This window comes from Candidatus Campbellbacteria bacterium, from assembly GCA_016699465.1.
Lineage (GTDB): Bacteria > Patescibacteriota > Minisyncoccia > Phycocordibacterales > EsbW-18 > EsbW-18.
Window position 1 is genome coordinate 31,711 of record CP064977.1, and the last position, 15,461, is coordinate 47,171.

Here is a 15,461-nt window from a genome sequence, read left to right on the forward strand (position 1 = left end):
TAGTATTGACACACCATGCACTCACGTCTCATACGAAATTTCAGTATTATTGCGCATATTGATCACGGGAAGTCCACGCTGGCTGATCGGATGCTTGAGGTAACGCACACCATAGAAAAACGCAAAATGCGTGAGCAGGTGCTTGATTCTATGGATCTTGAGCGTGAAAGAGGCATTACTATCAAAATGGCTCCTGTGCGTATGGATTTTGCCACAGGGGGTGAGAAGTACGTTCTCAACCTCATTGATACTCCAGGGCACATTGATTTCTCATACGAAGTGTCGCGGGCACTGAAGGCTGTTGAGGGAACACTTCTGCTTGTTGATGCAACGCAGGGTGTTCAAGCACAAACACTTACCACACTTGCGATGGCACGTGAGCAGGGTCTCGCTATTATTCCAGTGCTTTCAAAAATTGATTCACCACTTGCTCGCGTTGATGATATTGCATTAGAAATTATTGAAATACTCGACTGTGATCCAGAATCTATTATGAAAGTGTCTGGTAGAACAGGTGAAGGTGTTGAGGCGCTGTTACAAGAAATAGTGAAGCGTGTTCCGCCACCAACACAAGAAACAGGTGAATCGCTGCAAGCACTTGTGTTTGATTTTACGTATTCAAATCATCGCGGCATTATTGTGCACACGCGAATTATGAACGGTCGGGTGTCTGCAAAAGATCGCTTGTTATTTAGTGCTGCTCGAGAAGAATGTTTTGCGGGTGAGGTCGGTGTGTTTACTCCACAAGAGCATGCGATGGAGTCACTTGGTCCTGGAGAAATTGGGTATATTGTGACAGGAATTAAAAAACCAGGTATTGCATCTGTCGGAGACACATTAACAAAACCAAAAGATCCTGCCGAACCGCTCCACGGGTACCAACAACCGCGACCTGTTGTGTGGGCAAGTATTTTTCCTGAAGGACAAGATGATTTTGCGTTATTGCGTCAAGCTCTTGAACGATTACGTCTTTCTGATTCGTCTTTATCATATGAAGAAGAGGCGTCTGGTACGCTCGGGCGAGGGTTTCGATGTGGTTTTTTGGGAATGTTGCATCTTGAAATTGTGACAGAGCGATTGCGTCGTGAGTCAAATCTTTCTCTTGTCGTAACGACACCGTCTATTACGTATGAGGTAACATATAAAAATGGTGAAACAGAAATGATTTATTCACCAGCGTTTTTTCCTGATTATGGCACTGCTGTGCGCATACGTGAACCGTGGGTTGCGGTGCATCTTATTACGCCGTCAGAATACATGAATGCAATTATGCAGTTGCTCTATGATCACGAAGCATCGTTACAAGATTCAAGGACGTTTCGTGATGGGCGTATATCACTTTCAATCACTATGCCGTTGCGTGAACTCATGCGTGGATTTTTTGATGCGATAAAAAGTGTGACAGCCGGATACGCGTCATTGTCATATGAGCTTACTGATATGAAAGATGCGGACGTACTACGTCTTGATATTCTTGTTGCTGATGATGTGGTGACTGCATTTTCACGTGTAGTATCTCATCGAACACTTGAAGAAGAAGCGCGAAAGGCGGTTGAAAAACTCGCCGCAGCTCTTCCTCGTCAGTTGTTCGTAACAAAAATTCAGGCACGAGCCAAGGGACGTATTATTGCCTCAGAAACGCTTAAGGCGATGCGTAAAGATGTGACGGGGTATTTGTATGGAGGTGATATTACACGAAAAATGAAACTCCTTGAAAAACAAAAGAGGGGAAAGAAGAAAATGCTCAAGAATGCAAAAGTAAACATTCCCCATGAGGTTTTTCTCAAAATGGTCAAAGAGTAAAAGACTGGGTCTTTGGTATGTCGTTCGGGGCTTGTGAGCACTGGTACCACTATCTAAAAAGGGCAGGGGTGTACAAGGCAATCATGCTGATGATAACCAAGACGACGATCACTATCCAAACGACTTTTACAACTTTTTGTGTTTTCTTGTGGAATAACATATGACATGTGGGATTGTAGCACAGCTTTGTGGGGTATATCCAGCACGTGATGTGTCTTAGCGATTGTGTCACAGCACTTTCAAATGAAGCGGGCTCTGGATATACTAAGGTGACGTTATGGCAGATTTTAAACAAAAACAAAAGGCTCGACGACTTCTCTATTCCAACGTAACGCTTGTTGTGTTGAGTATGTTGCTGCTGATCACCGGAAAAGAGCTGTGGGATATTTTTAAAAAGAGACAGCAGGCGGAAGATGGGCTTGCGCGTGTACAAGCACACTATCAAGATTTACTTCAACGAAAAGAATTTCTCTCATCAGAAATACAGTCACTGGAAACACCTGAGGGTATTGAATCAAAATTACGCGGACGATATAGTATTGCCAAGTCGGGAGAAAAAGTGATTGTTCTTGTTGCTGATGAAAAGGCAACAAGTACGGAGGCCGTTAAAGTGGGGTGGTGGAGTAGGTTGTGGGGGTGGCTGTGGTAACACAAAGAGCGGGCATAGTTTAGTGGTAGAATACGACCTTCCCAAGGTTGAGACCCGAGTTCGATTCTCGGTGCCCGCACAAAACAAGGGAACCGGATGTGTCAATATTCGGTGACGATTGTTTTGTAGCATGGAAACGAGAATCGAAAGACGCAGTCCCGCAGAGCGGGACGAGTTGGGGTCGCGAGTACTTATGAGCAAAGCGAATTAGTAACTCGTGACCGATTCTCGGTGCCCGCACAAAACAGGGGAACCGGATGCGCACAAAACTGTTTGTGCGCATGGGGTCACATTTTCAATGTGCCCCCACCAGGAATTGAACCCAGATCGTTTCCTTAGGACGGAACTGCTCTATCCGTTGAGCTATGGGGGCTATACACGTATTCATACTATATACTATATTCAACATACGATATACTACTTATATGAACCCCGAAGAAAAAAAACTTCTTGAAGAAACTGCAGCTCTTGTAAAAGAAACACATGGGCTTGTAAAAAAAATACACACACATATTATGTGGGGAAGTGTTATACGTGTGGGGTATTGGGTGGTTATTATTGGTGCTTCTGTCGGTGCATTCTATCTTATACAACCGTATATTGACGTACTTAAGGATTCGTTCGGTGGTGAAAATGGAACTACACAAAATAGTCTGATTGAAAACTATTTGAATTTTTAGTGGGTGGATGAGGACAAAAGAATGTGGTATTCTGTTTTCACCTGTCGAGGTAATCGGGTCAAAGCCTTTTTGTCTCGGTGGATATGGATGTTTATTTGCCGGAGTAAGAAAACGTTGTTTTCTTGCCTCGGTGGCACTCGGAGAACGTGGATGCTCACGCTCCCCATTTTCTCAGAGTCAAGAGAAAACAAAAGCGAGCTTTTCTTTTCTCTTTTTCTTCGAAAATACGCGCTCGCATTCGCGTACAATCCTCACTTGCCGAGGTAGCTCAGTTGGTAGAGCATCGCCCTGAAGAGGCGGGGGTCACCAGTTCGAACCTGGTCCTCGGCACATGAAAATCGGTCTCATAATCGTTGGAGTGTTGGTTGTCCTTGGCGTGGTACTTTTGATGCCTTTGGGTACGAATCACTCATCAGTGTTGCGTGTGTGTAAGTTTGATGAAATGGCTGGAACGTATTCGAGATGTTTTTGGCGCTGGGATGATTCTCTGAGCAATCCGTCAATTTATTTTTAAAACTAGCGTAACCTGTATGACGTATGGGAAATAAAATAGCTTTTTTCTTTCTAGCACTAGTGGGAACGTGTCTCCTGGGTCTTATTGGATGGGTTGTTTTAGCAACGTATGGAGGTAACTACGCAGAAGATTTCATTGCTTTCGGTTTGCGTGGGTATGAAGCTACTGGTTTCATAGGACAGTGTGTTGGACTTGTTCTCGGAGTTGTTATGACGATATATATTTACCAAAAAAACTTTAAAAAGAATGTGTTGTAAGTAGCGCGAATAAAAAACCGCCCGAAGGCGGTTTTTTGTATTAGATTGTTCGAATACGGAGTTTTGTTTGTCGTTGTTTATCAATCTTTGGAAGTCGAATGGTGAGAAGTCCGTTTTTAAGTTCTGCCACTGCATCTTCTGCTTTGACCTCTGCTGGGAGCAGTATTGTTCGAGCAAATGTACCCCAGTACAATTCACGATGGAAGTAGTCGCTGTCGTCGGCCTCGTACATTTCTCTACGTGAACCCTTAATGGTCACCATCTCTTGACTAATGGACACATCGAGATCGTCGAGACCTACCCCTGCCACCATCGTTTTTATGATGATTTCAGTTGGTGTTTGGCTTACGTCAACAGCGAGTTCCGCTTCTTGCTCTCGATCTTCGGCGAGTGTACTAATACTATCTTTGCGCATGAGATCTTTTGGACTCTCGTCGTCATCAAGAAAATCGTCATCAGTATTGATTGCGCCTGTTAGTCGTTGAAAGAATGATTGTTTTTTCATGATAAGTAGTAGGGGGCAATTATTTTTATAACATCGTATCTTGTATTGTATCATCCGTGGCACAACTCGCCAGAGTAGTTACTGTGGACGAACATGTTTAACATCTTCAAAGAGCAACATGAGTCCAATAACGAGTATCCACAACATGGCAAAAACATAGAAAATACCGTCTGTGCCTCCTTGTACAATAAAATAATTGAACCCGGCATGAAGAAGCACCGCGCCAATGAGGCCAAGCCAAAAATATTCATGTTGCACTTTTTTCTTTTTATAAAATGAAAGCGCAATCATGCCCCCAATGACCGATGAGGCCACAACATGGAGGAGCGATGTGCCAATGAAGCGAATATTTCCTGTGAGAATTCCCGTAAATGCGTCACCTTCAATAAGGGGATTGAGAAGAAAAAGCATGTTTTCCGCAGCTGCAAATCCGAGTGCTGCGGTAAGCAGGTACACCATTGCGTCAATCGGTTCATCCTCTGCCTGTGTGTGCATGCCACCGATGTACGCAGCGCCATACTTGAGTGTTTCTTCGATAAGTGCCCACGCAATGAAAATAAACAATGGAGCTGTTGAAATAAACTCCACGGCCCGTTCAAGCGGAACAGCGAGCGCTACTCCCGCCATACCGAGTACAAAACATGCGACAAGGAGATGACGAGGTTCGGGATGACGACGATCTTCGCGTAGCCAAAACCACAACCAGAAAAAGGCCGGAATAGAACCTCCCAAGAATGCAAAGATAACTGTTTGAAAGAGCGACATTATTTTGTATTTACATCAATTTCCAAACTAATCACTAACTTCTCACCCCCAACTCCTAACACCTACTACTTTTTGGCCACAACGCTACCATAATCATATCAGTTTCTGTGTGGGGAAGTGAGCTCCAAATTTCTTCGGTGATAAATGGCATGAATGGGTGGAGTAGTTTGAGTGATGTTTTGAGAATGTGTGTTAGTGTCCACTGTGCGCTCTGTTTTATGTGTCCACCTTCCCCCATAAGTGCTGGTTTCGCTTCTTCAAGAATGATATCGGCAAACGTGTGCCAAATGTAGTGATACAGTTTTTCAGATGCGAGGTACAGACGATACGTTTCCATATCATCAGTCACCTCTTGTACGAGTGCGTCCAACTCCTTGATGCGAGAGTTATCCGCGTCGGTGAGGGTTGGTTGTTCGGTTGGTGCATCTTCAGTATTTGAAAGAATAAAACGTGTCATGTTCCACATTTTGTTTCCAAACTTTTTGTACGCCTTCACTTTTTCTTCCGAAAGGTTGCTATCGTTTCCAGGGCCAACGGCGACTATCATTGCCATGCGAAGTGAATCGGCACCATATTTTTCAATGAGGCTCAATGGATCGACAATGTTACCGAGAGATTTTGACATCTTTCGTCCTTTCTCGTCACGAACAAGGCCGTGAAGGTACACAGTACGGAAGGGAACATCGCCAAGTAAGTATCCAGACATGAGAATCATGCGTGCAACCCAGAAAAAGAGAATGTCATACCCAGTTTCAAGAAGCGCAGTCGGGTGATACGTTTTGAAGTCGGCAGTTTCTTCGGGCCAGCCAAGTGTTGAGAATGTCCACAAACCAGATGAAAACCACGTATCAAGTGTATCTTCGTCTTGGGCCCACCCATCGCCCGTTGGTGCCTCTAGGCCAACGTATGTTTCTGAGCCCTTGTACCAAACCGGAATGCGGTGTCCGTACCAAATCTGTCGGCTGATACACCAATCACGGAGGTTATCAATCCAATGGAAATACGTTTTCTCAAATCGTTCTGGGAGAACTGTCACAGCCTTACTTTCAACAGATGCCCGCATGATGTTCTTGAGTGTGGTTTCACTTCCAGATGCGATACTAGGAATGTTTGAGTGCTTGAGAGTAAATGGTTTGGTAACGCTGATGAACCACTGCATCTTTGGAATCGGTTCAATGATGCCTCCTGAGCGTTCTGCCTTTGACACATTCTGTGTGACCGTTTCTTCTTTCTCGATGAGACCTTCTGTACGTAACCACGCGACAACATTTTCGCGTGCCTCGGTTGTTTTCTTCCCTTTGATTGTTTCATTACCAATAACCATTTTTGCAAACTCATCAATGACTTGTATTGAAGAAAGGTTGTGACGCAGTGCGATGTCTGCATCTATTTGTGAGTGTGCGGGAGTCACACCAAGTGCGCCAGTACCAAACTCAGGGTCAACACTTTCGTCAGCAATAATTTTGATTGAGAGTGGGGCACCTGCAAAGGTGAGGTTGTATGTTTTTCCAATATATTCTTTGTATCGTGCGTCGTCGGGATGTACTGCCACAGCGGTATCGCCTAATTTCGTTTCTGGTCGTGTAGTTGAAATTGCAAAAGGGAAGTCTTTTGAGTATCGGAATGTGTACATCGTTGCTTGTCGTTCCTCATACACAACTTCGTCATCGGAAATCACCGTTTGACCTTTTGGATCCCAGTTCACCACCTTGTGTCCGCGATAAATGAGTCCATCGTTGTACATACGCACAAATGCTGTTTGCACGGCTTTTGTGCGAACAGTGTCGAGCGTAAAGGCTTCACGTGACCAATCAATAGACGAACCCATTGAACGGACTTGACCCACAATGGTGTCGTGTGATTCTTGAGCAAAAGCGTTCACACGTTCAAGAAATGCTTCACGTCCTAGTTCGTGTTTCTTCACCCCTTCTTTTTCTAGTATTTTTTCAACCTTGCTTTGTGTCGCGATTGCAGCGTGGTCTGTCCCTGGAACCCAAAGAGCTTTTTTGCCACGCATGCGTTCAAAGCGAATAATTGTGTCTTGAATTGCAAGCATGAGGGCGTGGCCTGTGTGTAGTGTTCCAGTAACATTAGGTGGAGGAAGGACTACGGAAAATGGAGTTGCGTTAGGAGATGTAATACTTTTTTCCACACATACATCAGGATTAAAATAACCACTCTTTTCCCATTTTGTATAGGTTTCTTTTTCTGTGTGTGTTGGGTCGTACGGTTTGAGGAATTTCTCGTGAGGCATACTTGCTATTCTAGCAACAGAAGTGAAAACAGAGAAATCGAATATATACATTTACGGGAATGTAACTACACGTGTGGATAAAGGACACTCAGTCCTGTGAGTTCAATAAAAATAAGACGAGCATGTATAAAGGACATTTTTTGTACATAAAGGACATGCGCGACGATTGCGGCGTCCACTGGTATAAGTATGATGTCTTTTATAAAGGACATTTACGATATGGGTTGGGTGGTTTGGTGTATTCGTTTTGCTGGTATTGCAGAATATGTGGTGTGTATTGGACAGAGATATTCGTGGGGTGTGTGATAAAAAAGTAAAAGTATTGTGATGGTAAGTATTGACTATGTTTAAAGATAGTTTTATAGCGTGATATGCGATATCTACAAATTTCAAAATAATGTCTTTAAAAAGCAATATTGACCAAAGGGTAAGTGTAAAGTAGTGTTTATATAAATTTGATCTCTGTGGTGGAGACATTTTTAAATTGTGGAAAAAGTAGGATGAAAAGTCTTTATTAATTTTATTTGTAATTTTTAAACTTGCGTATACAGCAAGTTATTAATCGTATATATGAATTTCATTACTAACGCATCGTATAAAACATATCGAGGTATCGGTCTTACGTTCATGGCAGCGCTCCTTATTGTTGGAGTGTTTTCTTTTAATGCACTGAATGCAAATGCACTGGTCGCACCCCTGTGTGAACCAAATAACCCAGACATTATTTACAGTGATTCAGATACACAAGTAGAAGGTGGTGGTTCTGCAGTAGCTGTTACTCCTCACTCTGTGTGGCTATCAACAGTGTCAATTCCAGGAGCGACATGGGTTTGGGATGCGGACAAGACACCCGCGAATGATACGGGTTCAAATCCAGCAGGAACACTTACTTTCACGAGAACGTTTACTATCACAGATACTCCAACAGGAGCAACTCTTGATATAACTACAGACAATAGTTACGTTGCAACAATAAATGGTCATGCGATTGGTTCTGATGGCACCTGGCAGTCGGTTGAATCATACGTCATTCCTGCGGGCGATCTTCTATCAGGTACAAACACACTGACGATTGTAGCAACCAACGACGGACCAGATGGGCCGGGAAATCCCGCGGGCTTGCTCTACAAGCTCACCGTGAATAGCGAAGTGTGCCCACCAGATCTTGATTTTGGTGATGCACCAGACCCAGGACACAGCTACCCAACACGGCTTGTTTCTGACGGGGCACGACACGTGATTGTTCCTGGCGTATACCTCGGAACTCTTATTGATGCAGAGACAGATGTAGTTCCCGGGTCAGACGCACTTGAAGATGATAACTTTGGTATTGATGACGAAGATGGGGTTCTCATTACATCCTCTCCTGTGGCATGCCCAACCAATCACGGGTGTATCCTTGTAACGGGCACGACAGCAACTATGGAAGTAACCGCATCAGTTGCAGGATACATTGATGCATGGGTTGATTGGAGTACGAGCGGTGTCTTCGAACCAACCGATAGGATTTTCAACAACCAGCCTGTTGTTGCAGGTCTCAACACGCTTACATTCGCCGTTCCAATTGATGGAAATGCCTCCAACTATGTTGAAAGTTTCTTGCGAGTTCGATTCCACACAACAGATGGCGCACTTCTTCCAAGCGGGCTTGCTTCTGATGGAGAAGTGGAAGATTACCAAATTGCGATTCGCAATTGGTGTGAACCTGGACAAGAACCGGGCACTGACCCAGGATATCCATACAGTTGTATTCCAGTTCAAGCTTGCCGCGTAGATGTTGTGAGTGCAGTCGGTGACCAAGGTGTTGGCAATGGAAACGCTGTTGCAGCATGGATTCACTCTGGCTGGACCACAGCACTCAACAGTGTTGCCACATGGATTTGGGATTCATACCAGATACAAAATCTTGCAGTAGATGAATCAAAAACATTCACGAAAGACTTCTACGTTGACGGTCCTGTCAATGACGCAACACTAAACCTTGCAGCAGACAATCGCTACTGGGTTACTATCAACGGCAATCCAATCATCTCAAACACAGGTGAATTCAACTATGGAGCAGTCACTGGTCCTACTGATGTGACAACAAACGTTGTCTCAGGATGGAATACCATTGAATTTAAGATTGAAAACATTGCAAATGGTGAATTGAACCCAGAAATAAATCCAGCTGCTGGAATCTACCAGCTTGTGGTGAATGGACGTGAAGAAGGTGTGTGTGAGCAACCACCAGCTGACGACACAACACTCACCGTCATCAAAATGACGAACCCTGACGGATCTACACAGCCTTTTGACTTCACACTCGATAGCGAGGCATTCGCGACTCTTCAGGACAACGACGACGGCTCAGGTGCAATACCTGTTGCAACAGGAACACACCTTCTTGCAGAAATCGGTCTTCCGGATTGGGGTCTCACTGGTTGGGAGTGTCGCAACGACGCGGAACAACTTGTGGGAACGGATATGGGTGAAAGTGGCATTGAGCTCGACTTCTCACACGGCGACGACATCACGTGTACATTCACAAACACAAAAGATGAAGCACCTTTCTGTGAAGGAAATCTCATCAAAAACGGAAGTTTTGAGGCACCGATTGTTACTGACAACGGAGGCGACTGGCAACTTTTTGCAAACCTTACTCCGGGACTTGAGTGGATTGCAAAGCTGGTAGACACAGAAACAGATGCTCCTCTAGAGATTCAGGCAGGTTACTCAGGGTGGGTTGCGCAGAATGGTGACCAATATGCAGAACTCGACTCAACAGCACCAACAACGATTTCTCAAAATGTTGTGACAACTCCAGGACAAGCATACAAATTAACCTACTGGCGTGCGACACGTCCCGGAACGCTTCCAGAAAACAACGCAGTATGGGTCACACAAAATGGCGAACAAATTGATAGTAACGTTTTTGGGGTAACATCAAGTAATCCTGACTGGTATATGTCTCCAGAAGTTACTTTTATTGCAACATCATCATTGACAAACCTTGCATTTAAAGATATTGGTTCGTCGGCAGATTCTCTTGGAACATTTATTGACTCAGTTTGTTTGGTTCCAACGAAGAACCCAGAACCAAAGACATGTAGCCTTGACGTCGTAAGTGATACAACAAACGTTGTTGTTGAAACAGGACTTAATGCAGTTGCAACATGGGTACACCCAGGATGGACAACATCAATTCCTGGTGCAACATGGATTTGGAAATCACTCAACGTTGAGAATCCTACAAGTGACGAAATATACACGTTCACAAAGTATTTCAACTGGACAGATACAACAAAGCTCGTAAGTGCAAATCTTGATCTTGCAACAGATAACTCATACCGCGTATGGGTCAATGATCAAGGAGTAAGTACAAGTACAGATGAAAATAACTTTAGCGCAGCAGATTCATACGATGTGAAATCACTTCTCGTGAATGGTACAAACAAGATTACTGTTGAAGTAAAGAACTGGGCATTGGGTGGTTCTACTGCAGAAACAAATCCTGCCGGAGCACTCTACAAGCTTACACTTACTGGTGAAGATGGATCGTGTACGCCAGATCCACTTCCACAGTGTTCAGACGGTATCGACAACGACGAAGATGGATTCACTGACTGGCCATCAGACACAACATGCGGCGGGCCATCAGACAATGATGAGCAGGGTGGTGGTGGTGACGAACAACGCGGAACAATCATCATTAAAAAAGAGGTAACTGATGGTAGTGACAGTGATGTAAACTTCTTCTTCAACGCAACATGGTTGGGAGAAGAGGGAACATTCAGTCTCACTGGTGGCGATGAAAAGTCCTACGTTCTTGCCCCTGGTGAATACGGTGTTGATGAGGCTCAAAAGCTTGGTTGGACTCTCACGAATGAATCATGTGTGTCTGACAACCCAACTCCAACAAAGGTATTCTCTGAGATACAAACACAAATCACATCAGACATTACTCTCCACGATGGTGAAGTGGTGACATGCACCTTCATAAACGATCAAGATAAGAAAAATAATGGAGATGATGATGGTGGAGGACAAAGCAGTGGTGGTGGAGGACGCAGTCACCGAAACAGGTCTTCAAGCACAGGAGAAGTGCTTGGTGAACAAGTGCTCGGCGATCAGGTTGCCCTTGCCCCTGTTGGAGCACCAAACACAGGTTTTGGAGGACTCAAGATGTGTTTCTACTAAAAATGTAAGATACGAAGCACGGCCTCCGAAAGGGAAGCCTCGCTTCTAGAAATCAAACAAAACCCGCCATCTAGGCGGGTTTTGTGCTGTAGATACAGTATTTGGACGGGATTGACATAAACTCTAAAAAGAGTTATCATATATAACGTATATGATTTCTTTTACTCTAGAAACACACACAAAACAACTACTCGTATCTGTAGGAATTCTAGTTCTCGTTGTTGGGTGTGGAATTCTCCTTGTCTCAAAACAAGGTGTGCAGGAGGGCCGTTTCTCAAAAAGTCTTACGAGCGATCGTGCTACATCTTCACGACCAATGTTTGATCCAGCACAACCACTTACTGAATCAGTGCCAGTACGTATCCGTATACCAAAAATATATGTAGATACAAATTTTGTTCCGCTTGGATTACAAGACACTGGAGAAATTGAAATTCCAAAAGGATATACAGAAGTGGGATGGTATACGTATGGTCCAACTCCCGGTGAATTAGGACCAGCAGTTGTTCTTGGGCACGTTGATTCATATGAAGGACCTGGTGTGTTTATGTCACTCGGACAACTCACACAGGGTGAGTATGTGTACATTGATCGCGCTGATGGAACGACAGCACTATTTCGTGTAACAGCACTTGAACGATACAATAGGAATGAGTTTCCAACGAAGGATGTCTATGGTGATATAGATTTTTCTGGGTTGCGTCTTATCACGTGTTCAGGGACCTACAATCATGAGACACACGAATATGACCGAGTACTCGTGGTGTATGCGACACTTGTTGATAACGATGGTACGAAGTAGGATATACTAATGCTACATACTATGCGAAAACATCTCAAAGATTATTTTATTCCACATCAGGGCAATGATCACAAGCCACACATGGTTCGTGATGTAAGTATTGTTGCGTTGACAACCGTGTTGGTTCTTACGTTTGGATTTTCTGTTTTTCAGGCACTGCTTATTCGTACAAGTACAGAGTTTACTGCAGCTGTTGTTCCTGCAGTACTTGTTGATTTAGCAAATAAAGATCGAGAAGGAGATGGGCTCTCTGACTTAACTGTAAGTCCTATTTTGGAAGAAGCAGCACGCATGAAAGCAGAGCACATGGCGGCGAATGAGTATTTTGCCCACACAAGTCCTGATGGTTTGAATCCCTGGTACTGGTTTTATCGAGCAGGATACAATTTTGTGAATGCTGGAGAAAATTTGGCAGTTAACTTTGTTGATTCAGGTGATGTTGAAAAAGCGTGGATGAATTCTCCAGGGCACCGTGCAAACATCATGAATGGATTGTTTACTGAAATTGGTATTGCTGCTGTTCCGGGACACTACAAAGGTAAAAAAACTATTTTTGTCGTACAACTTTTTGGAACACCTGCACGTGTTGCTACGCCGTTAAGTGCGCAAGAACCACTGCCACAGTCAACGTTGGGAAATACTCAAGAAGTTCAAGGGGCAACAGTTGTGCAAGTTGAATCGAACACATCGAGTGCGTCAGTACAACCAACGGAATCTGCTCCTGTGGCAACACAAGACATTTCGTTGGCTCAAGAGCGTATACCTGCACAGGGAACAAACACAGCGGGCGCATCGGCGCAAAATGAAGTAATGCCTGTGGAGCGTATAGTACATGCAAATGCGTGGGATACCTTTTTATCACAGCCACGAGCCATTGTTCGATGGGGATACATTATCATTGGACTCGCTCTCGCATTCGTTACGATGCTTATGGTGTGGTATCAGGTACATCGTAGGCACTCGCGTGAATTTTCACACGGTATTGCACTCATTATTTTGATTGTCTTTTTGTCGTACTTCAACTACCTACTTCTTGCAAAAGAGTTACTCATTATGTAAACGTAGTGTGCCGTGTGCACGAAGTGTGTCGTGTGCGGGTAGAAAAACTCCATACCCATTGGAGTTTTTTGTATAGGCAATATAGCCAGCAATACCTATCATAACTGCGTTGTCAGTCGAGAGTTCGTGCGTAGGGAGAAGTAGGGTAACATCAGGAAATTCTTGTGCGAGCATTTTTTTCATCTCGTCACGCAGGTAGGTGTTTGCGACAACACCGCCACCAATAATGAGTGTTGGTGCATTGTAGAGCTCGAGAGCTTTTTTTGTTTTTGCAACGAGCACTTCAATAGCGGCGTCTTCAAATTCTCTCGCAATTTCTTTTTTTTGATCATCGGAGAGTTCGCCGATTTTTTTGACAGTGTAGAGTACTGCGGTTTTGAGTCCTGCAAAAGAAAAGTCAAAATCTTCAGAATTGATCATGGGACGAGGGAGATGAATCGCAGATGTACGCGAATCAGACGCAGATACACGCGAATTTGTATTGGTGTTTATTTGTGTTTTTTGTGCGTTCGTTCGCGAGATTTCGGCAAGAGCCGAAATCTGAGGTCCGCCAGGATAGGGAAGTCCGAGGAGACGTGCGACTTTATCAAACGCCTCTCCCACGGCGTCATCGCGTGTTTGTCCTATGAGTTCGTAGGTGCCCCAGTCGCGCACACAAACAAGTTCCGTGTGTCCACCCGACACAAGAAGCGCAACCGTAGGAAATTCTATTTTCGGATTTCGGATTTCGGATTTCGGATTTTTTTCTCCGTTCATCAACACGGAGAGGATGTGTCCTTCCATGTGGTTAACAGGAACAAGTGGAATATTCCAAAAGAAAGAAAGTGCTTTTGCAAAACTAATACCAACCCAAAGTGCGGGTTCAAGACCGGGACCTTGTGTAACCGCTATCGCATCAAACCCAGGATTTTCAGGATGCTCTGTGAAGTATTGTTTGAGTTGAATGAGGAGCTCTGGTTCACGATCGAGGATGGAAGATAAAATGTCGAATGTGGAAGCGTCGTGTTTTTCATTTGTTATTTGATATTTGATATTGCCCCCTGCGTTTTGAAGGGCAAGTGTAAGCATTGGTACCAAGTTGAGCTGGTGCTCCCGTTTTGCAAGGTTAGGGAAGACACCACCAAATTCGGCGTGTTTTGAGGCCTGCGAGTAGAGTCCTGTGCCTAAAACGCTACAGGAGGGCATATGCGCCTCTCCAGAGCATTCTAGGATGCTCACCGCTGTCTCGTCACAACTTGTTTCTATTGCTAGTATTTTCATGCGGGCGGTCTCGTGTTAGAACCAAAGTCGGACAAGACCAGTAAGGTTATTTTAGCACTTTTTCAGAAACTAAATCGACGCGTCTCGTGCGGACTAAAAAGTGACAAAAGTTACACTACTTGGGGTATATAAAGTTACACCCTACTGTAACTTTATAACTTTAAATGAACCTGTGTTATTTCTATCTCTGCCAGAATAGTATTCTGTTTCAAGGCTATTTTCATCAGTAAGTTTGGCTGTCGCAGATCCATAGTGAATATGCATAGTCTCAGGCGCACTATCCTTTGGGACATTCATATACTGATAATGAATTCTGGCTGTATCAAATTGATCCACATTCATTGATGTCTCAAAACTATGAGATTCCGATGTCTCTGTTTCTAGGTAAATACTGACATGTGTCCATGTTTGTTTAATACAAAACTTTTTTGTTGGTATCGGTCCTTTTGAGTAAACAGAAGCCGAGTTTATTTCACCCGACCATGAGCCATCAACTATAGGCGTTCTAATTCCAAGTAGCTTACGAATATGTTTGTTTCTCCAAAGCTTAGTATCAAACCATTTATACAGAATTCCGTAGAACCCTATTACTGATGGCGCTTCTATCCACCAAGGCAGGGATATTACGTTCTTGGAGAATAAATACAGCCCCCAAGCAAGCAATATTGCAAATACTGCCAAGTAGAAAGATGCCTTTTTATGTTCTTCTGAATTTATTGAATATGGGTGCATAT

General features: G+C 44.0%; 12 protein-coding genes and 3 tRNA genes. 9 read left to right on the plus strand and 6 right to left on the minus strand.

What is annotated here, in order from left to right; all coding sequences use genetic code 11:
• The first annotated feature begins 15 nt into the window (after positions 1–15).
• The 3 genes from lepA (at position 16) to IPJ70_00190 (ending at position 2,531) form a co-directional block, all read left to right on the plus strand.
• Positions 16–1,803 (plus strand): elongation factor 4, encoded by a 1,788-nt coding sequence (gene lepA, locus IPJ70_00180; protein ID QQR82527.1) that lies wholly within the window; start codon positions 16–18, stop codon positions 1,801–1,803.
• A gap of 277 nt (positions 1,804–2,080) precedes the next feature.
• Positions 2,081–2,452 (plus strand): septum formation initiator family protein, encoded by a 372-nt coding sequence (locus IPJ70_00185; GenBank protein QQR82528.1) that lies wholly within the window; start codon positions 2,081–2,083, stop codon positions 2,450–2,452.
• An 8-nt stretch (positions 2,453–2,460) separates the two neighbouring features.
• A tRNA-Gly gene (locus IPJ70_00190) sits at positions 2,461–2,531 on the plus strand.
• 222 nt (positions 2,532–2,753) lie between these two features.
• On the opposite strand, the gene IPJ70_00195 is transcribed toward IPJ70_00190, so the two are convergent.
• A tRNA-Arg gene (locus IPJ70_00195) sits at positions 2,754–2,825 on the minus strand.
• Positions 2,826–2,877: 52 nt separating this feature from the next.
• Here IPJ70_00195 and IPJ70_00200 point away from each other — a divergent pair.
• The 3 genes from IPJ70_00200 to IPJ70_00210 all read left to right on the plus strand — a co-directional run bounded on the left by IPJ70_00200 (position 2,878) and on the right by IPJ70_00210 (position 3,903).
• The gene (locus IPJ70_00200; protein ID QQR82529.1) at positions 2,878–3,132 is read left to right on the plus strand and encodes a hypothetical protein; all 255 of its coding nucleotides are present in this window, start codon (positions 2,878–2,880) and stop codon (positions 3,130–3,132) included.
• Between the two features lie 257 nt (positions 3,133–3,389).
• Positions 3,390–3,462: transfer RNA gene (locus tag IPJ70_00205), tRNA-Phe, on the plus strand.
• Between the two features lie 207 nt (positions 3,463–3,669).
• Complete coding sequence (locus tag IPJ70_00210; GenBank protein QQR82530.1) at positions 3,670–3,903, plus strand: hypothetical protein; 234 nt, start codon at positions 3,670–3,672, stop codon at positions 3,901–3,903.
• 40 nt (positions 3,904–3,943) lie between these two features.
• Here IPJ70_00210 and IPJ70_00215 read toward each other — a convergent pair whose 3' ends face one another.
• From IPJ70_00215 to IPJ70_00225, 3 genes are all read right to left on the minus strand, one after another.
• Positions 3,944–4,408 carry an Hsp20/alpha crystallin family protein gene (locus IPJ70_00215; protein QQR82531.1) on the minus strand — a complete coding sequence of 155 codons (465 nt, stop codon included), beginning with the start codon at positions 4,406–4,408 and terminating at the stop codon, positions 3,944–3,946.
• Positions 4,409–4,486: 78 nt separating this feature from the next.
• Positions 4,487–5,173 (minus strand): PrsW family intramembrane metalloprotease, encoded by a 687-nt coding sequence (locus IPJ70_00220; protein ID QQR82532.1) that lies wholly within the window; start codon positions 5,171–5,173, stop codon positions 4,487–4,489.
• 55 nt (positions 5,174–5,228) lie between these two features.
• Entirely contained in the window at positions 5,229–7,427 is a 2,199-nt protein-coding gene (locus IPJ70_00225) for a valine--tRNA ligase (GenBank protein QQR82533.1), read from the minus strand.
• A 570-nt stretch (positions 7,428–7,997) separates the two neighbouring features.
• Between IPJ70_00225 and IPJ70_00230 the strand changes: the two genes are divergently transcribed.
• The 3 genes from IPJ70_00230 (at position 7,998) to IPJ70_00240 (ending at position 13,467) form a co-directional block, all read left to right on the plus strand.
• A complete protein-coding gene (locus IPJ70_00230; GenBank protein QQR82534.1) occupies positions 7,998–11,606 on the plus strand; it encodes a DUF642 domain-containing protein in 3,609 nt (1,202 codons plus the stop codon).
• Positions 11,607–11,757: 151 nt separating this feature from the next.
• Positions 11,758–12,408 (plus strand): class F sortase, encoded by a 651-nt coding sequence (locus tag IPJ70_00235; protein ID QQR82535.1) that lies wholly within the window; start codon positions 11,758–11,760, stop codon positions 12,406–12,408.
• 9 nt (positions 12,409–12,417) lie between these two features.
• A complete protein-coding gene (locus IPJ70_00240; GenBank protein ID QQR82536.1) occupies positions 12,418–13,467 on the plus strand; it encodes a CAP domain-containing protein in 1,050 nt (349 codons plus the stop codon).
• On the opposite strand, the gene tsaD is transcribed toward IPJ70_00240, so the two are convergent.
• Positions 13,453–14,652 carry a tRNA (adenosine(37)-N6)-threonylcarbamoyltransferase complex transferase subunit TsaD gene (tsaD, locus tag IPJ70_00245; protein QQR82537.1) on the minus strand — a complete coding sequence of 400 codons (1,200 nt, stop codon included), beginning with the start codon at positions 14,650–14,652 and terminating at the stop codon, positions 13,453–13,455. The two genes, IPJ70_00240 and tsaD, sit on opposite strands and share 15 nt — an antisense overlap.
• A gap of 216 nt (positions 14,653–14,868) precedes the next feature.
• Positions 14,869–15,459, minus strand: a complete 591-nt coding sequence (locus IPJ70_00250) for a hypothetical protein (GenBank protein ID QQR82538.1) — start codon at positions 15,457–15,459, stop codon at positions 14,869–14,871.
• Positions 15,460–15,461 lie beyond the last annotated feature (2 nt).

Bases quoted from the DNA above. Each gene is read 5' to 3' on its own strand.
- lepA (QQR82527.1), top strand. From the start codon at position 16: ATGCACTCACGTCTCATACGAAATTTCAGTATTATTGCGCATATTGAT.
- IPJ70_00185 (QQR82528.1), top strand. From the start codon at position 2,081: ATGGCAGATTTTAAACAAAAACAAAAGGCTCGACGACTTCTCTATTCC.
- IPJ70_00200 (QQR82529.1), top strand. From the start codon at position 2,878: ATGAACCCCGAAGAAAAAAAACTTCTTGAAGAAACTGCAGCTCTTGTA.
- IPJ70_00210 (QQR82530.1), top strand. From the start codon at position 3,670: ATGGGAAATAAAATAGCTTTTTTCTTTCTAGCACTAGTGGGAACGTGT.
- IPJ70_00215 (QQR82531.1), bottom strand. From the start codon at position 4,408: ATGAAAAAACAATCATTCTTTCAACGACTAACAGGCGCAATCAATACT.
- IPJ70_00220 (QQR82532.1), bottom strand. From the start codon at position 5,173: ATGTCGCTCTTTCAAACAGTTATCTTTGCATTCTTGGGAGGTTCTATT.
- IPJ70_00225 (QQR82533.1), bottom strand. From the start codon at position 7,427: ATGCCTCACGAGAAATTCCTCAAACCGTACGACCCAACACACACAGAA.
- IPJ70_00230 (QQR82534.1), top strand. From the start codon at position 7,998: ATGAATTTCATTACTAACGCATCGTATAAAACATATCGAGGTATCGGT.
- IPJ70_00235 (QQR82535.1), top strand. From the start codon at position 11,758: ATGATTTCTTTTACTCTAGAAACACACACAAAACAACTACTCGTATCT.
- IPJ70_00240 (QQR82536.1), top strand. From the start codon at position 12,418: ATGCTACATACTATGCGAAAACATCTCAAAGATTATTTTATTCCACAT.
- tsaD (QQR82537.1), bottom strand. From the start codon at position 14,652: ATGCCCTCCTGTAGCGTTTTAGGCACAGGACTCTACTCGCAGGCCTCA.
- IPJ70_00250 (QQR82538.1), bottom strand. From the start codon at position 15,459: ATGCACCCATATTCAATAAATTCAGAAGAACATAAAAAGGCATCTTTC.